This is a genomic window from Rhodovulum visakhapatnamense (genome assembly GCF_004365965.1).
GTDB lineage: Bacteria > Pseudomonadota > Alphaproteobacteria > Rhodobacterales > Rhodobacteraceae > Rhodovulum > Rhodovulum visakhapatnamense.
Genome location: NZ_SOEB01000003.1, coordinates 252,183 through 275,950, shown reverse-complemented (window position 1 = coordinate 275,950; position 23,768 = coordinate 252,183). Strand labels below are relative to the sequence as shown.

The 23,768-nt window shown below is 67.9% G+C and carries 24 protein-coding genes; 16 read left to right on the top strand and 8 right to left on the bottom strand.

Annotated elements, in window-relative coordinates; all coding sequences use genetic code 11:
- Nucleotides 1-70: 70 nt before the first annotated feature.
- From EV657_RS04570 to rpsI, 3 genes are all read left to right on the top strand, one after another.
- Complete coding sequence (locus EV657_RS04570; protein WP_134077259.1) at nucleotides 71-352, top strand: choice-of-anchor A family protein; 282 nt, start codon at nucleotides 71-73, stop codon at nucleotides 350-352.
- A gap of 243 nt (nucleotides 353-595) precedes the next feature.
- Nucleotides 596-1,060, top strand: coding sequence for a 50S ribosomal protein L13 (gene rplM, locus EV657_RS04565; RefSeq protein ID WP_075785837.1), 465 nt, complete (start codon nucleotides 596-598; stop codon nucleotides 1,058-1,060).
- Nucleotides 1,060-1,551, top strand: coding sequence for a 30S ribosomal protein S9 (gene rpsI, locus EV657_RS04560; RefSeq protein WP_075785838.1), 492 nt, complete (start codon nucleotides 1,060-1,062; stop codon nucleotides 1,549-1,551). Before rplM ends, rpsI begins: the two co-directional genes overlap by 1 nt.
- Nucleotides 1,552-1,703: 152 nt before the next feature.
- On the opposite strand, the gene EV657_RS04555 is transcribed toward rpsI, so the two are convergent.
- From EV657_RS04555 to miaA, 7 genes are all read right to left on the bottom strand, one after another.
- Nucleotides 1,704-2,333 (bottom strand): glutathione S-transferase family protein, encoded by a 630-nt coding sequence (locus EV657_RS04555; RefSeq protein ID WP_113668632.1) that lies wholly within the window; start codon nucleotides 2,331-2,333, stop codon nucleotides 1,704-1,706.
- Nucleotides 2,334-2,389: 56 nt separating this feature from the next.
- A complete protein-coding gene (locus EV657_RS04550) occupies nucleotides 2,390-4,459 on the bottom strand; it encodes a dipeptide ABC transporter ATP-binding protein (protein WP_134077258.1) in 2,070 nt (689 codons plus the stop codon).
- 54 nt (nucleotides 4,460-4,513) lie between these two features.
- Nucleotides 4,514-5,926: an ABC transporter permease gene (locus EV657_RS04545; protein ID WP_134077257.1), complete on the bottom strand. Its 1,413-nt coding sequence runs from the start codon at nucleotides 5,924-5,926 to the stop codon at nucleotides 4,514-4,516.
- A gap of 10 nt (nucleotides 5,927-5,936) precedes the next feature.
- Nucleotides 5,937-6,992 (bottom strand): ABC transporter permease, encoded by a 1,056-nt coding sequence (locus tag EV657_RS04540; RefSeq protein ID WP_134077256.1) that lies wholly within the window; start codon nucleotides 6,990-6,992, stop codon nucleotides 5,937-5,939.
- A gap of 48 nt (nucleotides 6,993-7,040) precedes the next feature.
- A complete protein-coding gene (locus EV657_RS04535; protein WP_134077255.1) occupies nucleotides 7,041-8,705 on the bottom strand; it encodes an ABC transporter substrate-binding protein in 1,665 nt (554 codons plus the stop codon).
- A 187-nt stretch (nucleotides 8,706-8,892) separates the two neighbouring features.
- Entirely contained in the window at nucleotides 8,893-9,606 is a 714-nt protein-coding gene (locus tag EV657_RS04530) for an AraC family transcriptional regulator (protein WP_237399742.1), read from the bottom strand.
- A 222-nt stretch (nucleotides 9,607-9,828) separates the two neighbouring features.
- Nucleotides 9,829-10,752 (bottom strand): tRNA (adenosine(37)-N6)-dimethylallyltransferase MiaA, encoded by a 924-nt coding sequence (gene miaA, locus EV657_RS04525; protein WP_134077254.1) that lies wholly within the window; start codon nucleotides 10,750-10,752, stop codon nucleotides 9,829-9,831.
- A 42-nt stretch (nucleotides 10,753-10,794) separates the two neighbouring features.
- Between miaA and pyrH the strand changes: the two genes are divergently transcribed.
- From pyrH to lpxB, 13 genes are all read left to right on the top strand, one after another.
- Nucleotides 10,795-11,532: a UMP kinase gene (gene pyrH / locus EV657_RS04520; protein ID WP_075785846.1), complete on the top strand. Its 738-nt coding sequence runs from the start codon at nucleotides 10,795-10,797 to the stop codon at nucleotides 11,530-11,532.
- A 51-nt stretch (nucleotides 11,533-11,583) separates the two neighbouring features.
- Nucleotides 11,584-12,150: a ribosome recycling factor gene (gene frr, locus EV657_RS04515; protein WP_134077253.1), complete on the top strand. Its 567-nt coding sequence runs from the start codon at nucleotides 11,584-11,586 to the stop codon at nucleotides 12,148-12,150.
- Nucleotides 12,151-12,237: 87 nt separating this feature from the next.
- A complete protein-coding gene (uppS, locus tag EV657_RS04510) occupies nucleotides 12,238-12,912 on the top strand; it encodes a polyprenyl diphosphate synthase (protein WP_081382296.1) in 675 nt (224 codons plus the stop codon).
- The gene (locus tag EV657_RS04505; protein WP_075785849.1) at nucleotides 12,912-13,706 is read left to right on the top strand and encodes a phosphatidate cytidylyltransferase; all 795 of its coding nucleotides are present in this window, start codon (nucleotides 12,912-12,914) and stop codon (nucleotides 13,704-13,706) included. The genes uppS and EV657_RS04505 overlap by 1 nt, the downstream gene beginning before the upstream one ends.
- Before the next feature lie 5 nt (nucleotides 13,707-13,711).
- Nucleotides 13,712-14,896, top strand: coding sequence for a 1-deoxy-D-xylulose-5-phosphate reductoisomerase (gene dxr, locus EV657_RS04500; protein WP_134077252.1), 1,185 nt, complete (start codon nucleotides 13,712-13,714; stop codon nucleotides 14,894-14,896).
- A gap of 21 nt (nucleotides 14,897-14,917) precedes the next feature.
- Nucleotides 14,918-16,255, top strand: a complete 1,338-nt coding sequence (rseP, locus tag EV657_RS04495) for an RIP metalloprotease RseP (protein ID WP_134077251.1) — start codon at nucleotides 14,918-14,920, stop codon at nucleotides 16,253-16,255.
- A gap of 131 nt (nucleotides 16,256-16,386) precedes the next feature.
- The gene (locus tag EV657_RS21455) at nucleotides 16,387-16,539 is read left to right on the top strand and encodes a hypothetical protein (RefSeq protein ID WP_166673640.1); all 153 of its coding nucleotides are present in this window, start codon (nucleotides 16,387-16,389) and stop codon (nucleotides 16,537-16,539) included.
- A gap of 276 nt (nucleotides 16,540-16,815) precedes the next feature.
- Nucleotides 16,816-19,140 (top strand): outer membrane protein assembly factor BamA, encoded by a 2,325-nt coding sequence (gene bamA, locus EV657_RS04490; RefSeq protein WP_081382112.1) that lies wholly within the window; start codon nucleotides 16,816-16,818, stop codon nucleotides 19,138-19,140.
- A gap of 4 nt (nucleotides 19,141-19,144) precedes the next feature.
- Nucleotides 19,145-19,795: an OmpH/Skp family outer membrane protein gene (locus EV657_RS04485; protein ID WP_134077250.1), complete on the top strand. Its 651-nt coding sequence runs from the start codon at nucleotides 19,145-19,147 to the stop codon at nucleotides 19,793-19,795.
- A gap of 89 nt (nucleotides 19,796-19,884) precedes the next feature.
- On the top strand, nucleotides 19,885-20,355 hold the full coding sequence (gene fabZ / locus EV657_RS04480) for a 3-hydroxyacyl-ACP dehydratase FabZ (RefSeq protein ID WP_113668641.1): 471 nt from the start codon (nucleotides 19,885-19,887) through the stop codon (nucleotides 20,353-20,355).
- A gap of 6 nt (nucleotides 20,356-20,361) precedes the next feature.
- On the top strand, nucleotides 20,362-21,162 hold the full coding sequence (gene lpxA, locus EV657_RS04475; RefSeq protein WP_113668642.1) for an acyl-ACP--UDP-N-acetylglucosamine O-acyltransferase: 801 nt from the start codon (nucleotides 20,362-20,364) through the stop codon (nucleotides 21,160-21,162).
- Nucleotides 21,163-21,205: 43 nt separating this feature from the next.
- Nucleotides 21,206-22,063 carry an LpxI family protein gene (locus tag EV657_RS04470; RefSeq protein ID WP_134077249.1) on the top strand — a complete coding sequence of 286 codons (858 nt, stop codon included), beginning with the start codon at nucleotides 21,206-21,208 and terminating at the stop codon, nucleotides 22,061-22,063.
- Entirely contained in the window at nucleotides 22,060-23,241 is a 1,182-nt protein-coding gene (lpxB, locus tag EV657_RS04465) for a lipid-A-disaccharide synthase (RefSeq protein ID WP_134077248.1), read from the top strand. Before EV657_RS04470 ends, lpxB begins: the two co-directional genes overlap by 4 nt.
- A 6-nt stretch (nucleotides 23,242-23,247) precedes the next feature.
- Here lpxB and EV657_RS04460 read toward each other — a convergent pair whose 3' ends face one another.
- A complete protein-coding gene (locus EV657_RS04460; RefSeq protein ID WP_075785856.1) occupies nucleotides 23,248-23,724 on the bottom strand; it encodes a DUF2059 domain-containing protein in 477 nt (158 codons plus the stop codon).
- Between the last annotated feature and the right edge of the window lie 44 nt (nucleotides 23,725-23,768).

Sequence of the window (23,768 nt, the reverse complement as noted above, 5' to 3'; positions counted from 1 at the left end):
GCGGTGATGCGCAAGCTCGTCATCCTTGCCAACGCGCTTGTGCGCGACGACCGCATCTGGGCTGAAGCTCGTGCTTGAACATAACGGATACTTCTACGAGGCGACCTCGGTCACGCTCGGTCGGCAGATGTACGGCTCGATCCTGGCCGGGAACGCGGCGCTGACCAACTCGACCGCCGTCGAGGGCAACATCTTCGCGGGCTCGGCCGTTCTGCGCGGGCAGGTGCATGCGCAGGCCTTCGCGGGCGAGCTGCCCCCGGACGATCCGGCGCCGGTACCGCTGCCGGCGACGCTGCCGCTGCTGGGGGCGGCGATGGGGGCGGTGGCCTTGATGCGCCGCCGTCGCGCCTGACCGCACCCGTCCGGTTCCTTTTGACGCCGGCCGGAAACGGTCGGCGTTTCGCAGTTTTGCCCCTTGCGGCCGCGAATATTGGGGTATCTCAATACCGTTTTTCCAAGTCATTGTATTTACGCAATAAACCTGCGCGCAAGGCCCTTGACCTGTGTGGGGAAATGCTTAGAAAGCCCCCATCCGAGTTTCGGGGCGGACGCGCCGTTCCCGGGCCGACCTTTCAGCCGATACAGGGCAGAGCCAATGAAAACCTTTACCGCTACCCCGGCGGATATCGAGAAGAAATGGATCTTGATCGACGCCGAGGGCGTCGTTCTCGGCCGTCTCGCCTCGATCGTCGCCATGCGTCTGCGCGGCAAGCACAAGCCGTCCTTCACGCCTCACATGGACATGGGCGACAACGTCATCATCATCAACGCCGACAAGGTGCAGATGACGGGCAAGAAGCGCACCGACAAGAAATACTACTGGCATACCGGCCATCCGGGCGGGATCAAGCACCGCACCGCCGAGCAGATCCTCGAAGGCGCCCATCCCGAGCGCGTCGTGGTCGCTGCGGTCAAGCGGATGCTGCCGGGCAACCGTCTCAGCCGCCAGCAGATGACCAATCTGCGCGTCTATGCCGGGGCCGAGCATCCCCACGAGGCCCAGAACCCCGAAGTGCTGGACGTCAAGTCCATGAACTCGAAGAACACCCGGAGCGCGTGATGGCCGAAGAAATCAAATCTCTCGACGAGCTGCAGTCGGTCGTTTCCGGCAAGCCCGCCGTCTCGGCGGACGATAGCGCGCCCCGCGAACCCGTCCGCGACTCGCTGGGCCGGTCCTATGCCACCGGCAAGCGGAAGGACGCGGTCGCCCGCGTCTGGATCAAGCCGGGTTCGGGCAAGGTCACCGTCAACGGCAAGGACATCAAGGCGTACTTCGCCCGTCCGGTGCTGCAGATGATCCTGCGCCAGCCGTTCACCGTGGCCGGTGTCGAGGACCAGTTCGACGTGATGGCGACGGTTGCCGGCGGCGGTCTTTCGGGCCAGGCCGGTGCGGTCAAGCACGGCATCTCGAAGGCGCTGCAGCTTTACGATCCCTCGCTGCGCGGGGCGCTGAAGGCTGCGGGCTTCCTGACCCGTGACAGCCGCGTCGTCGAACGGAAGAAATACGGCCGCCGCAAGGCCCGCCGGAGCTTCCAGTTCTCGAAACGCTGATCGGCGTTTCATCGGGTTTCGAAGGGCCGTGCCGCAAGGCGCGGCCCTTTCGCATGCGGGGTGCGGGTTCTGCGGGTTCCGCGGGCTCTGTGGGGTCGTCGGGGAAAGCACCCTGTGCCGGAGGCGTGCCGGGGCAGGGGGCGTGCGCGGGGTCAGGCCGGTGCCCGCTCGGTCCGGTCGGCCATCGCGGCCCGGTCGCGCTCCAGAACCCCGGTCAGCGCCGGACGGTCGAGACAGCGGTCCACCCAGGCCCGGACCGCCGGATCGTCGGGGATCAGGTCGCGGAACCAGCCATAGGTCGAGGCGATCAGCAGGTCGGCGGCCGAGAACATCTCGTCGACCAGATAGGGATGCTGTGTCAGCGCGGCCCCCAGCGTCGCCGCGGCCTCGTCGGTTCCGCGCCAGGTTCTGGCGATGGCGGGATCGCTGAGGCCCAGGCGCTCGGCCAGATAGACCGGCTCCATCACGTTGCCATACCAGAAGAGCCAGGACAGGTAGCTGCCGCGCCCCGGATGCCCGACCGGCCGGCCAAGCGGCGTCTCGGGGTAGAGATCCGTCAGATACAGCAGGATCGCGTTGGTTTCGCGGATGCCGACCGAGCCGTGGACCAGGAACGGGACCTTGCCTTCGGGATGCGGGTTGGCGGGATCGCGCGCGCCGCTGCCGTCGATACGGGGAATGTCGGTCAGGCGCACCTCGACGCTGTCTTCGATCCGCATCTCGGCGATCAGCTGCACCACCCGGGTCGAGCGCGTCAGCGGGGCGTGATAAAGTGTCAGCATGGGGCGACCTCCTCGGCTGCCCCGAGCCTATCATGGACCCGGTCGTCTCGCGCGGGTCATTCGGCGGCGACGCGGAAGACCGGCTCCATTTCGCCGAGCGCCTCGGCCGAGAGGTGACAAAGGATCCGGTGGCCGGAGCCAAGCTCGACCATCGGCGGCAGCTCGCGCGCGCAGCGCCCGTTCGGCACCCGGTCCTTCCAGTGGCAGCGGGTCTGGAACGGGCAGCCCGGCGGCGGGTCGATGGCCGAGGGGACGTCGCCTTCCAGTACGATCCGGGTCTTCTCGACCCGGGTATCGGGGACCGGTACCGCCGACAGCAGGGCCTCGGTATAGGGGTGATAGGGCGGCGCGAAGACCTGGGCGGTGCTGCCGATCTCGACCGCATGGCCCAGATACATCACCATCACCCGATCGGCCAGATAGCGCACGATCGACAGGTCGTGCGAGATGAAGATCAGCGTCGTGCGGCGGGTCCGCTGGATGTCCATCAGCAGATCGGCCACCGCCGCCTGCACGCTGACATCGAGCGCCGACACGGGCTCGTCCGCCACCACGATCCGGGCGCCGCCCGCGAAGGCGCGGGCGATGCCCACCCGCTGTTTCTGCCCGCCCGAGAGCTGGTGCGGCATGCGGTCGGCGAAATCGCGCGGCAGCCGGACCAGATCGAGCAGTTCGAACATCCGCTCGCGCCGCGCGCGGCGGGTCGCGCCGACGCCGAAGACCTCGAGCGCGCGCAGGATCTGGCCGCCCACCCGCTTGGAAGGGTTCAGCGTGTCGAACGGGTTCTGGAACACCATCTGCAGATCGGCCACGGCGCGGGGCCCGCGCTTTTGGATCGGGGTTTCCTGCACCTCGCGATCGTCCAGAAGCACCTGTCCGGCGGTTGCGGTTTCCAGTCCAAGCAGAACCTTGGCCAGCGTGGACTTGCCGCAACCGGATTCCCCCACGATGGCGAGGGTCTCGGATTGCCGGGCCTCGAAGCTGAGCGTTTCGTTGGCGCGCACCAGCTTGCGGCGGCGGTGCCCGAAGAGCCCGCCCGAGGAGACTTCGTAGTACTTCCTCAGCCCCGAGACGGTCAGGACCGGCGCGCCCACCTCGCCGGGGGCTGCGGCCTTGGGGACGGGCGGGCGGCTCTGCCAGTCGATCTTCTCGAACCGCAGACAGCGCGCCTCGTGGTCGCTGGCTCCGGGCACCGGCCGCATTGCAATCTCGGCGGTATCGCAAAGCCCCGGCTCGAAATGGGTGCAGCGCGGGCCGAAATTGCACCCCCTGGGACGGTCCTGCGGCATCAGAAAGCTGCCCGGAATGGTTTCAAGCGGGCGCGTGGTCTTGTCGGCCCCGGGTAGCGGGATCGACCGGAAAAGCGCCTGGGTATAGGGATGGCGCATCCGGTCGAAGACGTGGCGGACCGGGCCCTGTTCGACGGCCTCGCCCGAATACATCACGCAGATCCGGTCGCAGACCTCGAGCACCAGGCCGAGATTGTGCGAGATGAACAGCAGCGCGGTGCCGTATTTGCGGCCGAGGCCCTTCACCAGATCGACAATGGCGGCCTCGACGGTCACGTCGAGCGCAGTTGTGGGTTCGTCGAGGATCAGCAGCGCGGGGCGCGACATCAGCGCCATGGCGATCACGATCCGCTGCTGCTGACCGCCCGACAACTGGTGCGGGTAGGCGTCCAGGATGCGGTCGGGGTCGGGCAGGCCGACATCGGCGACCATCTCGCGCGCCAGCTCCCGCGCCTCGGCGCGCGAGGCGCCGCGATGCAGTCGAGGCACTTCCATCAGCTGGCGCCCGATCCGCAGCGCCGGATTGAGGCTGGCCATCGGCTCCTGATAGACCATCGCGATGTCGTTGCCGCGGATCCGGCGCAGTTCGGAGCCGGAGAGGGTGGCGAGATCGCGGCCGCGAAAGCGGATCGTGCCGCCGCTGATTCGGCCGGCGCGGCCGAGATCCCGCATGATGCCGAGCGCCACGGTGGATTTGCCGCAGCCGGATTCGCCCACCAGCCCCACCGCTTCGCCAGCGGCGACGGAGAGAGAGAAATCGGCGACGGCCGGGATGTCGCCCCGGCGGGTGGCAAAGGCAATCGAAAGCCGGTCGATCTCCAGCAGCGGCGCGGTCATCGGGCGGTCCCGTCGGGGCGGGGCGCGAATTTTCTGCGAAAATTCGTCATCGCGTCATTCCCTGAGGCTTTCCTCGCGGAGACCGTCCGCCAGAAGGTTCATCCCCAGCACGAGGCTCATGATCGCGACGGCCGGCACCAGCGGCGGAAACGGCACGAATTGCAGAAGCCCGCGACCGGCATTGATCGAAGTGCCCCAGTCGGGGCTTTCGGGCGCAAGGCCCAGGCCGAAGAAACCGAGCGTTCCAAGCAGGATGGTCGTATAACCGATGCGCAGGCAGAAATCCACCAGCAGTGGCCCCCGCGCATTGGGCAGGATCTCCCACAGCATGATGTACCACGGGCCTTCGCCGCGTGTCTGGGCCGCGGCCACGTAGTCGCGGGTGCGGATATCCAGCGTCAGCCCGCGCACGATCCGGAAGACCGACGGGGCGTTGACGAAGACGACCGAGACGAAGACGATCAGCACACCCGCAGGCATCGATACGACCCCGAACGGATCGGCATTCCAGGCAAGCCCGGCATAGAGCCAGCCGCCAAGGACCAGCGTTGCCCCGATCAGGGCCGCGCGCAGGGGCGGGCGGGTTCGGAAGCGCGAGTTCCAGAGGATCGTGAGGAAGATCAGCGGAAAGAGGAAAAGCGCCCCCGCCATGTAGGTCGGCACGCCCATCGCCACGATCTCGGGCGTCACCAGCAGAAAGAACAGTAGGATCACCGGAAAGGCCAGCACGAGGTTGGCGAGAAACGACAGCAGCAAGTCGAGCCGCCCGCCCAGATAGCCCGCGGGCAGCCCAAGCGTGATCCCAACCATGAAGGCGAAGAGGGTTGCGGCGGGGGCGATGGCCAGAACGACCCGCGCCCCGGCCACCGCGCGCGAGAAGACGTCGCGCGCAAGCGCGTCGCCGCCAAGAAGATAGTAGCCGTAGGTTCCTTCGGGGGCGGGCAGGGGCGTGCCGGGGGGCTTGTTCTTCATGCCCGCAATCACGTCGGTGATAGGATCGAAGGGCGCGATCTGGTCGGCGAAGAGCGCGGCAAAGACCCAGAACATCACCAGCGCAAGGCCCACGGCGCCAGCCGGGTTGCCAAGCAGGTGACCGAGCAGCCCCAGCCGCCGGCGGAAAAGCGCGACGAGCGCGAAGCTCGCCCCCAGCGACAGCCAGACCGGCCAGAGCCGGGTCGCGATCCGCCCGAGGATGCCCTTCGCCTCTGGCGGCACCAGCAGCCCGCCGATCAGGAAGGCCGCCAGCGCCGCCGCCAGTGCCCAGAGCGACAGGCGCAGGAGCCCGCCCGTCAGCCGCGCGGCCCTGCCGGGGCCGGACCGCGCCGCCTCGGGGCCCGGGCCCAGGCGGTATCCGGCCAGCAGCGCCAGCGGATGGGCAAGCGCGGCCAGCGCCAGGGCGACCAGCGCGGCCTCGAGCGCGGGGACCAGCCAGGGACCCAGCGCGCCGGTCCAGCTCAGCCGTTCCATCCCGGCCCCCTCATGCGACGCGGATCCGCGGGTTCAGCAGCGCATAGCCGATATCGGACAGCAGCTGCGTCGCCAGCACCACGATCACCGCCACCACCGAGACCGCCAGCAGCAGGTCGATGTCGTTGTTCTGCGCGCCCTGCACCAGCGCGTCGCCGAATCCCGGATAGACGAACAGCGCCTCGACGATCACCACCCCGGTCAGGAGCCAGGGGAATTGCAGCATGATCACCGTGAAGGGCGCGATCAGCGCGTTCCGCAACGCATGGCGCAGCACCACGGCACGAAAGCTCAGACCCTTCAGCCGGGCGGTGCGGATGTATTGCGCGGTCATCACCTCGGCCATCGAGGCCCGCGTCATCCGTGCGATATAGCCCATCCCGTAAAGCGCCACGGTCGCGACAGGCAGGGTGAAGTTCTGGAAGGTCGCCCCCTCGACCGCCGATTTCGCCGAACCCGTAAACCATTTCAGCCCGACCATCGACGAGGCGAAGAGCGCGACGAAGATCACGCCCGAGACATATTCGGGCGTCGAGGTCGTCGCGATCGAGAGCGTCGAGAGCCCGCGGTCGAGCGCCGAGCCCTCGCGCATCCCGGCCAGCACGCCCACGATCAGCGCCAGCGGCACCATGGTCGCGAAGGCCCAGGCCATCAGCAGACCCGTGCGCTGCAACCGCTCGGCGATCACCTCGGTCACCGGGCGGCGGAACTTGGTCGAATAGCCCCAGTCGCCTTGCAACACGCCGCAAAAGCGCGGCACCTCGTCCGCGGCAAGCCCGGGATGGCCGCGCAGACAGCGCCCGCCCACCGCCCGCCCGTCCGCGTCGGTGGCCAGGGGCGCGGGCAGCACCCCCAGCCATTCGCCATAGCGCGTCAGCATCGGCGCGCCATAGCCGTTCCGGTCGATCCAGCTGGCGACCTCGGCATCGGTGATCCGCGCGCCCGCCTGGGTCTTGGCCAGCTTTTCCAGGTTCGGCTGCAGGTTGGTCAGCAGGAACACGATGAAGGTCATGCACAGCGCCGTCAGCGCCATGACCCCCAGCCGCCTGATGATGAACCCGGCCATGCCGTCCCCCGTCCTTCGCCTGCCGCCCTGTCCGGCCCGCGGCCCGGATCAGGCCCAGCCCAGATGGTGGACGTTGATTTCGTATTTCGGGTGCATCTCGATATTCAGCACGCCCGGCTTGGCATGGCGGTACAGCGCGCGGAAATAGGGGATGATGGCGACGCCCTCGTCGACCATGATCCGTTCCAGCCTGGCCATCACCGCGCGCCGCTCGGTATCGTCGGCGATGGCGGTCGCCTGATCCAGGAGCGCGTCGAACTCGACGTTGCGAAAGCCGCATTCGTTCCAGGCGGCGGTCGAGCGATAGGCGAGGTTCAGCAGCTGGATGCCGGTTTCGCGATGCGCCCAGTTGGTCGAGGAGAACGGGTACTTGGTCCAGTCGTTCCAGAAGGTGGACCCCGGCAGAACCGTCCGGCGCACCTTGAAGCCCGCGTCGCGCAGCTGGGCCGCCACCGCGTCGGTGGTGTTCTTGCGATAATCGTCGTCGATCGACACCAGCTCGTGCTCGTAGTCCATCATCCCGGCCTCTTCCATCAGCCGGAGCGCCTCGGGGATGTCCTGCCGATGCGCCTCGATCTCGGCATAGTCGGGGTGCACGTCCGGCGCGACGTGGAAGTTGTTGCGCGATTCCCGGCCGCGGCCCGAAATGCCCAGCTCCAGCGGCACCGAATTGTCGATGGCCAGCGCCAGCGCCCGGCGCACGCGCACGTCCGCATAGGGGCGCACGCCGTCGACCTCGGCCTCCTGGTTGGGGCGGATCACCACGGTCGAAGACGTGCCGACCGAGCTTTCGACCCAGCCGAGCGCGGAAAAGATGTCGATGAAATCCGACACCGTCTCGTGGGTCACGTCGAACTCGTCGGCATCGGCCCCGGCCAGCCAGGCCGAGGGGTCGGTGCCGTAGTCGAGAAACTCGATCCGGTCGAGCCAGGCGCCGTCGCCCCAATAGGCATGGTCGGGATTGCGGACCAGCACGATGCGCTCGCCGACCTTGAACTCCTCGAACATGTAGGCGCCGGTGCCGATGCCGTGATCGGCGACCGAGGTGCCGATCTTGTCGCGATGCATCACCGCCGCCGGATAGTCGGCCATGCCGAACATCAGCGTGCCGTCGGGCCGCAAGAGGTGCAGCCGGACGGTCAGGTCGTCGACGATCTCGATGGCGCCTTCGGCCGCCTTGCCATCCTCGACCATCGCGGCCATCCGGGAGGGCATGGAATTGCCCTCGACCGAGGTGTCGCACCAGCCGTCGAGGTTCGCGGCAACATCCTTCGCGGTGAAGGGCTCGCCGGTGTTCCAGGTCACGCCGGGGCGGATGTGCAGGGTGTATTCGGTCGCGTCCTCATTGGCCTGCCAGCGTTCCAGCAGCATCGGGCGCAGCGTCCCGTCGCGCCTGAGTTCGGCCAGGTATTCGATGATGCCACGGGTTTCATTGGCCTTTTCCGACCAGTCATAGGTGCGCGGGTCGGCCAGTTCGCGGCAATCCATCTGGATCCTCAGCGTGCCGCCCCGCTGGGGCACGGTCTGGGCGCGGGCGGGTTCGGGCTGGCCGATCAGCGCATAGGCGGCGGCCGATGTCAGGCCCAGAGCCGTCGCCCGGCCCAGAAACTCGCGCCGGTCCATCAGACCCGCCCGATGCTCGCGGGCATACATCCGCGCGGCCGGGTGGGTCCGGTCGGACCGGGTGTCGGCGCGGCTGGAAGGCGTGGTCATGGCTCGGATCTCCCTGTCAGTGGCTTCGGGCCGGTCGTGCGGCGCCGGTCCCGGCTTTTCCTGCGTCCTGCCGGGGCCTGTCCCGGCGGGGCGTGTCGCGATCGCTTCTTGCAGGAAAGACGACATCCCTTCGCGATGCAACCCTTGGCCCGGTCGCCGTATGGGCCGACGCAGCCGCCGCCCTCGCCTAGTGGCCCTTCCGGAAGGTGGTGGGCGAGGCGCCGGCGCGGGCCTGGAAGGCGCGGGTGAAATAGGCGGGCGAGGCATAGCCCAGGGCCGAGGCGATTTCCTTGATCGGGGCGCGGGTATCGGCCAGCAGCCGCTGCGCCTCGCTGATCTTGCGTTCGGCCAGCAGGTCCGAGGCGGTGCGCCCGCAGGTGCGGTTGCAGACCCTGGTCAGGTGGGTCGGCGTGACCCCCAGCTCGGCTGCGTAATCCGACACCGACTTGGCCGAGCGGAAGTCCTTTTCGACCAGCGCGGCAAAGCCCGAGGCCAGGCGGCGGGCCGAATCCGGGCGGCGGGGTCCGTCTTCCTCCAGCAAGATCTGGCGGTCGAGCCAGACCGAGACCAGCCCGGCCAGATGGCGGATCGCGCGCTTGGCTTCGGGGCGTCGGCCGTCAATCTCACGTTGCAGGCTTTCGACCAGGATCGTCAGCTCGGCCTGCACCGCCCCGTCGCGGATGCGCAGATGATGCGGCCCGTCCGGAAGGTCCATGTCCGGCATCCCCGAGAACACGATGGCTGTGCCGTAGACCTGGGTCGTCATCTCGAAGCCGTGCATGGTGTGCGCCGGGATGAAGACCGCGTTATGCGCGCCATAGCCGCGCGTGACGCCGCCCACGGTGATCCGGCCCTGGCCCTTGGTGATCCACAAGAGCTGCGGGGCCGAGTAGCTGCGCATCGCTTCCACCCGCCACCGGCTTCCATTGGTCAGACGCGAGAACGGAACCAGGCGAAGTTCGGAAAAAAGCGACATTCAGGAAAACCCCGGGCAGGCGTCGGGTCATGGAGGTTCGAACTCGAGAACCCTGGGACGATTCGGACCTTGGGTAAAGCGCCGCTGGGGCTGCAAAAGTGAAGCCTGCTGCCCTGTGGCGCGGCTGCCGCGCGTCTTGTCCCCGGCTCAGCCAGCGGGCCAGCGCGGCCAGTGCCCCAGTCGCGACCGGAACCACGTCCGCTGGCGCTTGGCATATTGGCGCGAGGCGGTCTTGGCGGCCGCCACGGCCCCGGCAAGCGGCATCTCGCCCCGCAGATGCGCCACCAGATCGGGGGCGCCGATGGCCTTGGCCGACAGGAGGCCCGCATCCCAGCGGGGCAGGTTGGCCCGCACCTCGTCCAGCGCGCCTTCCGCGATCATCCGCTCGAAGCGCGCGTCGATCCGGGCGTTCAGCCAGTCGCGCCCGGCCTCGATCACCAGAGGCTGCGTGGCGCCCAGTGGCAGCAGCGGGGGCGGGGTCTCGTCCTGCCAGGCGGCAAGTCCGCGGCCGGTGGCGCGCTGCACCTCCCAGGCGCGCTGGACCCGGGCCGGATTGCGCCGGTCGATCCGGTCGAGCGTGGCGGGATCGAGCCCGGCCAGCAGCGCCTCGACCCCCTCGGCGGCCAGACGCCGGTCGGCCTCGGCGCGGATCTCGGGCGGGGTCGCCGGGATCTCGGCCAACCCCTCGGTCAGCGCGGTGAAGTAAAGCCCGGTGCCGCCGACGACGATGGGCCGCTGCGGGCCTTCCAGCAGGGGCGCCACATCGCGCAGCCAGTGGCCGACGGAATAGTCCGCCGCGAAAGGCACATGTCCGTAAAGCGCATGCGAAACGCGCGCCTCTTCATCGGGCGTGGGGCGGGCGGTCAGCACCCGCCAGCCTTCGAAGACCTGCAACGCATCGGCATTGACGATGACGCCGCCCTGGGCCTCGGCGATGGCCAGCGCCAGCGCCGACTTGCCGCTGGCGGTCGGCCCCGCGATCAGAACCGGCCGGTCGGGGTCGAGATCCGGCAGCCCCGCCGCCCCGGTTCCGGTCCGATGGGCGTTGAACCCGACCTGCTTTTCCGACATTGTGCCGCCCGACTGACATTCCTGAAAACAGAGGCAGACCATATGAGCGACGGCAGCGCCGATCAACCGAAGCCGGCCTATAACCGCGTGCTTCTGAAAATCTCGGGCGAAGCGCTGATGGGCGATCAGGGCTTCGGCCTGCACCCGCCGACGGTCGAGCGCATCGCGCGCGAGGTCAAGGCGGTGCGCGATCTGGGCGTCGAGATCTGCATGGTGATCGGCGGCGGCAACATCTTCCGCGGGCTGCAGGGCTCGGCCCAGGGGATGGAGCGCACGACCGCCGACTATATGGGCATGCTGGCGACCGTGATGAACGCGCTGGCGATGCAATCCGCGCTCGAGGGCCTTGGCGTCTTCTGCCGGGTCATTACCGCGATCCGCATGGACGAGGTGGCCGAGCCCTATATCCGCCGCCGCGCCGTGCGGCACCTGGAAAAGAAGCGCGTCATCATCTTCGCGGCGGGCACCGGGAACCCCTATTTCACCACCGATACCGCCGCGACGCTGCGCGCCAACGAAATGGCCTGCGAGGCGATCTTCAAGGGCACCAAGGTCGACGGGGTCTATGACAAGGACCCGGTCAAGCATGACGATGCCGTGCGCTATGACGAGATCACCTATGACGACTGCCTGGTGAAGAATCTCAAGGTGATGGATGCCTCGGCGATCGCTCTGGCGCGCGACAACGACCTGCCGATCATCGTCTTCAGCCTGGACGAGCCGGGCGGGTTCCGCGGCATCCTTGCCGGGCAAGGCACCTATACAATCGTGCACGGATAGCGGTATAGCAACCAAAACACGCGACACCACGAGGCAACGGGAAGAAAGACCATGGCGGAAGACGAGCTGGATATCGACCTTGACGACCTGACCCGCCGGATGGACGGCGCGATGGCGTCGCTCAAGCACGAGTTTTCCTCGCTCCGGACAGGGCGCGCCTCGGCCAGCATGCTCGACCCCGTCACGGTCGAGGCCTATGGCACGCCGACCCCGATCAACCAGGTGGGCACGGTCAACGTGCCCGAGCCGCGCATGGTCACCATCAATGTCTGGGACAAGTCGATGGTGAACAAGGTCGAGAAGGCGATCATGGAATCGGGTCTCGGGATCAATCCGCAGACCAACGGCACCATCATCATGCTGCCGATCCCCGAGCTGAACGAAGAGCGCCGCCGCGAGCTGACCAAGGTCGCGGCCCAATATGCCGAACAGGCCCGCGTGGCCGTGCGCAACGTGCGCCGCGACGGCATGGAGCAGCTCAAGAAGGCCAAGGCGGCCGGCATGGGCGAGGATGACAACAAGATCTGGCATGACGAGATCCAGTCCCTGACCGACAGGTATATCGCCCTAGTCGACAAGGCGCTCGAGACCAAGCAGCAGGAGATCATGCAGGTCTGACTGCAATCGGTCCCGCAGGGGCGGAAAGGGGGCGGCGTGGCCGCGAAGGACAGCAACCAGAGCGGGCCCGCCCATGTCGCCGTCATCATGGACGGCAATGGCCGTTGGGCCCAGATGCGCGGCCGGCCGCGTCTCTTCGGCCATCAGGCCGGGGCGCGCCGGGTGCGCGAGATCGTCGAGGCCTGCCCCGATCTCGGCATCCGCTACCTGACGATCTTCGCCTTCTCGACCGAGAACTGGCGCCGGACCCAGGTCGAGGTGGCCGGGCTGATGACGCTGTTCCGGCGCTATATCCAGAAAGAGGCGACCGCACTTCTGGACAAGGGCGTGCGGGTGCGGTTCATCGGCGACCGCGACCGGCTCGACCCCAAGCTCGTCGGCATGATGCACGCGCTGGAAGAGATCACCAGCGGCAACGATCTGGTGAACCTGACGGTCGCCATCAATTATGGCGGCCGCGACGAGGTGGCCCGCGCCACCAAGCGGCTGGCGCGCGAGGTGGCGGCCGGGCGGCTCGACCCCGAGGACGTGGATGCGGAAACGCTGGCCCATTTCCTTGACACCTGCCTGCTGCCCGACCCCGATCTGGTGATCCGCACCTCCGGCGAGGCGCGGATCTCGAACTTTCTGCTGTGGCAGTCGGCCTATGCGGAATATGAATTCACGCCCGTGCTCTGGCCCGATTTCACGGCGGCCCATTTCGCCGAGATCGTCGGGAATTACAGCGCGCGCGAGCGGCGCTATGGAGCGGTGCTGAGCTGATGTCTTCGGGTGGGTCCTGGGAAGACCTGCTGCCCCGTCTGGGGTCGGCAGTGGTGATGGCGGCGGTCGGGATTCTGGCGGTCTGGCTGGGCGGGGTCTGGTTCACCGGGCTCGCCGCGCTGGTCTCGGGCACGATGGTCTGGGAACTGACGCGGATGATGGTGCCGGGCGCGGCCGGGCGGCTGCCGATCCAGATGGCGCTGGTCTCGGGGGCGGCGGTGCTGGTGGCCTCGGTGCTGCCGGGCTATGCGGCCTTTCCGCTTTTGCTGGTGCCCTGTGTGATCGGCGCCTGGCAGTTGCCGCGCGACCGCGGGCTTTATCTGGCCTTCGCCATGGCGATGCTGGTCACGGGCTACGGGCTTGCGACCTTCCGCGCCGATCACGGCGTCGTCTGGCTGGTGTGGCTGATCCTCGTGGTGATCGCGACCGATGTGGCGGGCTATTTCGCGGGCCGCTTCATCGGCGGACCCAAGTTCTGGCCGAAGGTCAGCCCCAAGAAGACCTGGTCCGGCATCCTCGGCGGCTGGTTCGCGGCGATGCTGATCGGTCTGATCTTTCTGACCTTCACCAATGCGGGGCCGGATCTGCCCTGGATTTCCATGCTTCTGTCTTTCGCCAGCCAGATGGGCGACGCCGCCGAAAGCGCGCTAAAACGCCGCGTCGGCGTGAAAGACAGCTCCTCGCTCTTGCCCGGCCATGGCGGATTGTTCGACAGGTTCGACGGTCTGCTGGGCGCTTCCCTCTTCATGCTTCTGGTGGCTCAGCTCGTCTATGTCCCTGAAGTGAGGTTCTGAACGGCATGCAACGACGGCGGATCACCGTATTCGGTGCGACCGGGTCTATCGGCGAAAACACCATCGACCTTCTGACCCGGCAGGGCGGGGCCGACAGCTATGACGTGGTGGCGCTGACCGGCGGGCGAAACGTCAAGCGACTGGCCGAGCAGGCCATCGCGCTGAAGGCCGACCTGGCCGTGACCGCCTTCGACGAGTGTCTGGACGATCTTCGGGCCGCGCTGGCCGGATCGGGGGTCGAGGCGGCTGCGGGGCAGGCCGCTCTGATCGAGGCTGCGGCCCGTCCCGCCGACTGGATCATGTCGGCCATCGTGGGCTTTGCCGGGCTCGCGCCGGGGCTGAAGGCGCTTGAGCATGGCACGACGCTGGCGCTGGCGAACAAGGAAAGCCTGGTCGCCGCCGGGCCGCTGCTGCTGGGCGCCGCCGCGAAACACGGCGCGCGGGTGCTGCCGGTCGACAGCGAACATTCGGCGGTCTTTCAGGCGCTGGTGGGCGAGGATATGGCGGCGGTCGAGCGGGTGATCATCACCGCCTCGGGCGGCGCCTTCCGCGACTGGCCGATCGAGGATCTGGCCAGGGCCACGCCCGAACAAGCCTCGTCGCATCCGAACTGGGCGATGGGCCAGCGCATCACCATCGATTCCGCCTCCATGTTCAACAAGGGCATGGAGCTGATCGAGACCAAGGAATATTTCGGGATCGCGCCTTCGAAGATCGAGGCTCTGGTCCATCCGGAATCCCTGATCCACGCCATGGTGGGCTATCGCGACGGCGCGATCATGGCCCATGTCGGCCCGCATGACATGCGCCATGCCATCGGCTATGCGCTGAACTGGCCCGAGCGCGCGGCGCTGCCGGTCGCGCGGCTGGATCTGGCCAGGATCGGCCAGCTGACCTTCCGCACGGCCTGCGAGACGCGCTGGCCTGCGCTCCGGATCGCCCGCGAGGTGATGGAGGCGGGCGGCTATGCCGGTGCGGCCTTCAACGCGGGCAAGGAGGCCGCGCTTGATGCGTTTCTGGCACGCGAGATCGGGTTCACGCAGATGTCGGACGTGGTTGCGGCGGTTCTTGATCGGCTTTCGGTCGATTCCGATCTGATGAAATCGGACCTCAGCCTTGAGAAAGTGCTGCATGTGGACCATCTCGCACGGGAAGAGGCCGCGCGGATCGTCCGGTCGATGCAGCACTGAACAACAATAAGGCTGGAAGTCTTGGATATCGCTTCGCTGATTCCCTCGTTCGGGAATGCCGCCTTCACCGTCGTTGCCTTCGTGGTGGCGCTGTCGATCATCGTCACCGTCCATGAATACGGGCATTACATCGTCGGCCGCTGGACCGGGATCCGGGCCGAGGTGTTCTCGCTCGGCTTCGGGCCGGTGCTGGTCTCTCGGGTCGACCGGCGCGGCACGCGCTGGCAGATCGCGGCGCTGCCGCTGGGCGGCTATGTGCGGTTTCTGGGCGATTCCGACGGGGCCAGCGGCAAGGACGCCGCCGCCATGGCCGGGATGGATGCGGACGAGAAGCGCCACAGCATGCATGGCGCGCCGCTCTGGGCGCGGGTCCTGACGGTGGCGGCGGGGCCGGTGTTCAATTTCGTGCTGTCGATTGCGGTCTTCGCGTTTCTGGCGGTGGTCAGCGGCGTCGCGATCGAACCGCCGACCGTGGGCAAACTGCACCCCTTGCCCGCCGCGCAATCGGCGCTGCGCGAGGGCGACACCATCCTCGCGCTCGATGGCCGCGAAACTCCCGATTACACCGCCTTCTACGATGCCGTGGCGGCCCTGCCGGTCGACAGCGAGACCGCCTATCTGGTGCGCCGCGACGGGGTCGAGCAGGAGGTCGCCGGGCCCTATCCCTTCCCGCCGGTGGTCTCGGCGATCCAGCCGAAATCGGCGGCGATGGAGGTCGGGCTGAAGGAAGGCGACGTGATCACCGCCATCGACGGCCAGCCGATCCGCGCTTTCCGTCAGTTGCAGGACGTGGTGACCGCCTCGGAAGGCGCGCCCATCGCCCTGACCGTCTGGCGCGACGGCGAGACGCTGAGCTTTGCGCTGACCCCCAAACGGATGGACATGCCCAATCCCGAGGGCGGGTTCGAGACGCGCTGGCTGATCGGCATGACAGGGGGGCTGGCCTTCGAGCCCGCGACCCGGATGGCCGGACCGCTGGAGGCCGTGTCCTATGGTGCGGACCAGTTGGGTTTCATCGTGAAATCGAGCCTCTCGGGCCTGTATCACATGATCGCGGGCAAGATCAGTTCCTGCAACCTCTCGGGGCCGCTCGGCATCGCCGAATCCTCGGGCGCGGCCGCCAGCCAGGGGCTGGAGAGCTTCGTATGGTTCATCGCCATGCTCTCGACGGCGGTCGGGCTTCTGAACCTCTTTCCGATCCCGGTGCTCGATGGCGGGCATCTGGTGTTCTACGCCTATGAGGCCGTGGTGGGGCGCCCGCCCAGCGACAAGGCCCTGAGGATGCTGATGGCCACCGGTTTCGCCCTGCTGATCGGGTTGATGGTCTTCGCGCTTACGAACGACATCTTCTGTCCCTGAGCCCGGCGAAGGGACGCCACCGCCTGCAGCTGGGCCGTGTCCGGGGCGCGAGCCGTGCCCCGTCGCCAAATTGATGCCCCATTCCCCGTCTAGCCTCCGGCGCAACGGTCGAATGCAAAGGCAGGACGGACATGACACAGGCAACCGGTCTGAACGGAAGGGGCGAGGGGCAAGGCACGCTGGTACTGCTGTTCGATCTGAACTGGGATCGGGTGATCTTTCCCGCCGGGATCGCGCTGGCGCTGATCGCGGGCAGCTATCTGGCCAGTTTCTCCCCGCTCTGACCGCCCGTGAGGGACGGTCAGGGCGTCATGCCCGGTAGTGCTGTCAGGTTGCCCGCCGGGGGCGCGCTTCGGTGGCGGATGGCGCCGCTTCCGGGAGAGTGCCTGCCCCCGCAGCCCCGGCTGCGTCCGGCTCTCGCCGGACCGGCGGCCGTCCCGCGGCACGACCCTGTGAGGAAGCGCGGCAACGATCGGCGATTTTCCTGGCTTCGGCCTTTTGACAAAGCCCAGCCCGCAAGCTAGCAAGGCGGAAAGAAAACGTCACCTTGGGACGGGCACATGACCAAATCTTCGCAGGGATTTCTCGGCACCCGGCCGGGGGCGCGCAACCTCGCCTTGTCGGCCGTCGCGGTCGCCGTGGGGCTCGGCGCGGGCGTGCCGCAGCTGGCCATGGCGCAGAGCTACAGCTTTTCCAATGTGCGCGTCGAGGGCAACGAGCGGGTCGATGCCTCGACCGTGGCGAGCTATGCCAACATCTCGCGCGGCGAGACGGTCTCGGCGGCCCGTTTGAACGATGCCTATCAGGCCGTTGTCGACAGCGGCCTTTTCGAATCCGTCGAGCTGGTGCCGCAGGGCGGGACGCTGGTCATCAAGGTCACCGAATACCCGACCGTCAACCGCATCGGCTTCGAGGGCAATGCCCGGATCAAGGACGAGGATCTGCAGAAGATCGTCCAGTCCCAGTCGCGCCGGGTCTATTCGCCGTCCACCGCCGAAGCCGACGCCTCGGCCATCGCCGCCGCCTATGAACAATCCGGCCGCATTGCCGCCACGGTCACGCCCCGCATCATCGAACGCTCCGACAACCGCGTCGATCTGGTCTTCGAGATCGCCGAAGGCGCCGTGGTCGAGATCGAGCGCATTTCCTTTGTCGGCAACCGTGCCTATTCCGAAGGCCGCCTGCGCCGGGCGCTGGGGACCAAGCAGGCGGGCCTGCTGCGCCGTCTGATCCGTTCGGACACCTTCGTCGCCGACCGGATCGAGTTCGACAAGCAGGTGCTGAAGGACTTCTACACCTCGCGCGGCTATGTCGATTTCCAGGTGCTGTCGGTCACGCCCGAACTGACCCGCAACCGCGACGCCTATCTGCTGACCTTCAATATCCGCGAGGGGCAGAAGTTCAATTTCGGCAAGATCACCACCTCGTCGGACCTGACCGAGGTCGATCCCGACGAGTTCCAGCAGGCGGCCCGGGTCAGGGAAGGCGATACCTACACGCCCATGGCGATCGAGACCACGGTCGCCCGGATGGAACGGCTGGCGGTGCAGAAGGGGCTGAACTTCATCCGTATCACCCCGCGGATCACCCGCAACGACCGCGACCTGACGCTGGATGTCGAGTTCGTCGTCGAACGCGGCCCGCGGCTTTTCGTCGAGCGCATCGACATCGAGGGCAACGCCACCACGCTCGACCGCGTGGTCCGGCGGCAGTTCAACACCGTCGAGGGCGACCCCTTCAACCCGCGCGAGATCCGGCAGACCGCCGACCGCATCCGCGCGCTCGGCTTCTTCTCGACCGCCGATGTCTCGGCGCGCGAGGGCACCAGCCCCGACCAGATGATCATCGACGTCAATGTCGAGGAACAGCCGACCGGGACGCTGTCCTTCGGCCTGAGCTATTCGCAGACCGACGGAGCGGGCGCCGCGCTGTCCTTCAGCGAAAACAACTTCCTCGGCCGTGGCCAGTACCTGAGCGCCCGGATCGATACCGGCACCGACAACGCGACCTCGCGGCTGGTCTTCGTCGAGCCGGCCTTCCTCGGGCGCGACGTGCGGTTCCGCTTCGGGGCGACCTATTCGCAGACCGATACCGGCAAATACGACAGCGAATACGAGACCCAGAAGATCGAGATCTCGCCGTCGCTGGAATTCCCGATTTCGGAGAACGGCCGGTTCGAGCTGCGCTATGCCATCGGCGAAAACACCTTCAAGAATTACGAGGGCGATTCCGAGGTGCTGGCCCGCGAGGCCGAAGACCCGGGTCAGACCTTTTCGAAGGTCGGCTACGGGTTCACCTACGACACCCGCCGCACCGGGCTCGATCCCAATTCCGGGATCGTGCTGAAGTTCAACCAGGACTATGCCGGGCTTGGCGGCGATCTTGAATTCATCGAGACCACGGCCCTGGCGGGCGTCCAGAGGATGGTCTGGAACGAAGAGGTGACGCTGCGCGCCGAGCTTGAGGGCGGGGCGCTGACCATGCTGGGCGATTCCGAAAGCCGGGTGACCGAACGCTACTTCCTGAACGGCAAGATGCGCGGTTTCGACGGCAACGGCCTCGGTCCGCGCGAAGGCGACGAGGCGCTCGGGGGCAACATGTACGCCGTGGCCCGGTTCGAGGCCGAATTCCCGCTGGGCCTGCCCGCCGAATACGGCATCACCGGCGGCGTCTTCGCCGATTTCGGCACGGTCTGGGGGCTGGACAACACCGGCACCTCCTCGGGGCCTGTCGATGACGACTTCCATCTGCGGTCCGCGGTGGGGGTGTCGCTTTTCTGGAAGACCCCGCTCGGTCCGCTGCGCTTCAACTTCTCGAAGGCGGTCATGAAAGAGGACTACGACGAAGAGCAGAACTTCGACTTCACGATCTCGACGAGGTTCTGAGCCGATGCGCCGGGCGGGTCGCGGATGGGCGCTGGCCGCCGCGGCGGCGCTTGGCCTTGCCGGTCCGGCGCTGGCGCAGGACGGGCGTCCGGTCTTTCTCAGCCCGATCCTGACGCTCGATCAGGACCGTCTGTTCCAGGACAGCAAGGCCGGTCAGGCGATCGAGCAGGCGCTCGAGGCCGAAGCCGCCGCCCTGGCCGCCGAGAACCGGCGGATCGAGAGCGAGCTTGTGGCCGAGGAACGCGCGCTGACCGAACAGCGCGCCACGGTGCCGCCCGACCAGTTCCGGCCGCTGGCCGAGGCCTTCGACAGCAAGGTCGAAACGATCCGCGCCACGCAGGAGCGCAAGGCGCGCGAGCTGACCCAGCGCCGCGAGGGGGACCGGCAGGATTTCTTCCGCAAGGCACTGCCGGTTCTTGCCGAGATCGTGCGAGACCGCGGTGCCGTCGCGGTTCTGGCGCGCGAGGCGGTGATCCTGTCGGCCGGTCAGGTCGACATTACCGCCGACGCCATCGCTCTTTTGGACGAGCGGGTGGTCATCGACCCGGACGGCGAGGCAGTGCCGGACGCCGCCGAGGGCGCCGCGGCCGATCCTCCGGAGCCATCTTCTTTGGAGCCCGCAGCGCCGGAAGGAACGGGCCAGAGCGGCGACTAGGCGTCGCTTGTCTCGGCACGGACGAGTTGATACTGCGCTCCGTACCGCGTGATGAAAGCATATTCGCAATGTGCAAGGAGACAGGCTCGATGTCCGACAGTCAGGTCCTTGAGGCCGATATCGACGAAATCCAGAAGATTTTGCCGCACCGCTATCCGTTTCTGATGATCGACCGGGTGACGGACATCGTGCCGGGCCACAGCGCCGTCGGGATCAAGAACGTCTCGATCAACGAGCCGCATTTCCAGGGGCATTTCCCGTCGAAGCCGATCATGCCCGGGGTGCTGATCGTCGAGGCCATGGGCCAGACCGGCGGGGTTCTCGTTGGCAAGTCGGTGGATCTGTCCGAGGATGACCTGCTGGTCTATTTCATGGCGATGGACAAGTGCAAGTTCCGTCGGATGGTTGTTCCCGGCGACGTGCTCGAGCTGCATGTGACGGTCAAGCGCGGCGGCTCGAAGAAGGTCAAGATCTGGAAGTTCGAAGGTGTGGCGAAGGTCGGCGGCGAGATCGCGGCCGAAGCCGAATTCACCGCGATGATGGACATCAACCCGGAGTAAGCCGCCATGGCGATCGACCCCAGCGCCAAGATCCACCCCTCGGCCCTTGTCGAGGACGGTGCCGAGATCGGCCCCGGGGCCACGGTCGGCCCGTTCTCGGTGATCGGTCCGAAGGTCCGGCTCGGGCCGGATGTGGTGGTCAAAAGCCACGCGGTGGTGACCGGGCTGACCGAGATCGGCGACGGGACGGTGATCTTTCCCTTCGCCAATATCGGCGACATCCCGCAGGATCTGAAATACCGCGGCGAGGAAACCCGGCTGATCGTGGGCAAGCGCAACCGCATCCGCGAGGCGGTGACCATGAATACCGGCACCGAGGGCGGCGGCGGCATCACCCGGGTCGGCGACGATTGCCTGTTCATGACCGGCAGCCATGTCGGTCATGACGTTCAGGTCGGCAATGGCGTGATCGTGGCCAATCACGCGGCCTTTGCCGGGCATTGCATCATCGGCGACAATGTCGTCATCGGCGGGCTTGCCGGTATCCACCAATGGGTGCGGATCGGGCAGGGTGCGATCGTCGGCGCGCTGACCATGGTCACCAATGACGTGATCCCCTTCGGGCTGGTGCAGGGGCCGCGCGGCGTGCTGGACGGGCTGAACCTTGTCGGGCTCAAGCGCCGCGGCGTCGCGCGCGAGGATATTGCGGCGCTCCGGGCCGCTTTCCAGCATCTGGCCGAGGGCGAAGGCACCTTCCATCAGCGCGCGCGGCACCTCGCCGAGACCGCCGACAGCGCCTATGTGCGCCAGATGGTCGAGTTCGTGCTGGCCGATACCGACCGGTCCTTCCTGACGCCGAAACCCTGACGACGCGCCTATCGAGGCCCAGACCGGAGCGAGGACCGACCCGATGCCCGAGACTTCACCCGAGACCGTTGTCGGCACCACGGCCCTGATCGCCGGGGGCGGCGCGCTGCCCGCGCATCTTGCCCGCGCCATGGAGGCTGCGGGAATGCCCTTCCTGATCGCCCAGATCGAGGGCTTCGCGATGGACGAGGCCGACCGCTGGCCGGTCGAGACCTTCGCGCTGGAACGGCTCGCGGTGCTGTTCGATCTGCTGCACGGTCGCGGCGTGACCCGGGTGGTGCTGGCCGGAACGATCCGGCGGCCCCGGCTCGACCCCGAGCGGATCGACCCGCGCACCGCCCAGCTTCTGCCGCGCATCCTGCCCTATCTGGCGCAGGGCGATGACGGTCTCTTGCGCGCCGTGATCGCGCTGTTCGAGGAAGACGGGTTTGCCGTCGTCGGCGCCGATGCGGTCGCCCCCGATCTGCTGCCCGCGCCGGGCGTTCTGACCGGGGTCGCGCCCTCGAAAGCCGACGAGAAGGATGCGGCACGCGCCGCCGCCATCGTCGAGGGTCTCGGCGCGGTCGATGTCGGGCAGGGCGCGGTGGTGGCGCAGGGCCTGTGTCTGGCGGTCGAGACGCTGCCCGGGACCGATGCGATGCTGGCCTTCGTCGCCGAGACGGCGGCCGGTTGCCGTCCCGACCCCAGGGGCGCGCGGGGCGTGGTCTACAAGGCGCCCAAACCCGGGCAGGACCGCCGGGTCGATCTGCCTGCCATCGGGCCTGCGACCGTCGAGGCGGCCCACCGCGCGGGGCTTGCGGGGATCGTGCTGGAGGCGGGCGGCGTCATGGTGCTGGATCGCGCCGAAACCGTGGCCCGGGCCGACGCGCTGGGGGTCTTCATCTGGGTCCGGGAGCCGTGACGCGGCTTTTCTTCATCGCGGGCGAGCCTTCGGGCGATGCGCTCGGGGCGGCGCTGATCGCCGGGCTGAAAGAGCTCGATCCGGGGCTCGAGGTGCATGGGGTGGGCGGACCTCTCATGCAGGCCGAGGGGTTGGAAAGCCTTTTTCCGATGGACGAGCTGTCGGTGATGGGCATCGCCGAGGTGCTGCCGCGCTATGCGGCGCTGATGCGGCGGATCAAGGAATGCGCGGCCGAGGTGGTGCGGCTGTCGCCCGATGCGCTGGTGACCATCGACAGCCCGGATTTCTGCCTGCGGGTCGCGCGCCGGGTCAAGGCGCAAAGCCCTGTGCGCACGGTCCATTACGTGGCCCCCACGGTCTGGGCCTGGCGGCCGGGCCGGGCCGCGCGGATGGCCGAGGCGATCGATCAGGTGCTGGCGCTGTTCCCGTTCGAGCCGCCCTATATGGAAGCCGCCGGGATGCGTTGCGATTTCGTCGGGCATCCGGTGGTGGCCCAGCCCCGCGCCTCGGACCAGGAGGCCCGCGCCTTCCGCGACCGCCACGGCATCGCGGCAGACGCGCCGCTCTGCCTCGTGTTGCCGGGGTCGCGCGCGGGCGAGGTCGACCGGCTGGCGCCGGTCTTCGGCACGGCGCTGCAGACGGTCGCGTCCCAGCATCCGGGGCTGCGCGTCGTGGTGCCGACGACGGCGGGCGTGGCCGAGAGGGTCGCGGGCCTGACCGCCGCCTGGCCCGGCGCGCCGGTGCTGATCGACCCGCGCGCCGACGGCACTGCCGCGGCGGCCGCCAAGCGCGCCGCCTTCGCCGCGGCCGATCTGGCGCTGGCGGCCTCGGGTACCGTGTCGCTGGAACTGGCCGCGTCCGAAACGCCCATGGTCATCGCCTATGACATGAACTGGCTCAGCCGCCAGATCATCTGGCGGATGGTGCGGCTCGATACCGTGACACTGGTCAATATCGTCAGCGAAACCCGCGCGGTCCCCGAATTTCTGGGCGAGGCCTGCCAGCCCGGCCCGATCGCCGCCGCGCTGTGCCTGCTGCTGGAGGACCCGGCCTACCGCGCGCCCCAGATCGAGGCGATGCGCGTCACCATGGACCGGCTTGGCCAGGGCGGCGAGGCGCCGGGGCGGCGCGCCGCGCGCGCGGTGCTGGACGGTCTGGCGACGGCGCGGCGAAACTAGCGGGGCTCAGGGCGCCTCGACGATCCCCTGCATCCGGGTCAGAACCTCGGGCATCGTGCTTTGCACCAGCTCGATGATCTGCGGCTGCTGCGCGTTCAGCACCTTGGGCAGCTTCTGCATGACCGACCGGCCCTCGGGCGTGGCGTAGAAGTCGCGCAGCGCCTCGATTTCGTCCAGCGTCATCAGATCGGCCATCAGCTCGTCCTGCGACAGCATCAGCGCGCGCAGCCGGTCGGTATAGATCTCGGCATAAAGCGCCTCGATCCGCGACAGTTGCGAGGCGGTCAGGCGGGTGCCGCCGGCCTCGATGCTGGACACGGCCGGGCGCCACATCGAGCGCACGATTTCCTCGAGATCCATGTCGGCCACGGCGCGCTGGACATAGTCATGGGCCGCCTCCAGCCGGTCTTGGCGGGTTTCGTCGGCCCAAAGCGGCGCGGCGAGTAGAAGCCCGGCAAGGGCAACGGCAAGGGCAGGGCGCATCCGGGCGTTCTCCGTTCGATCCGGTTCGCGCTCAGGATGCAGGG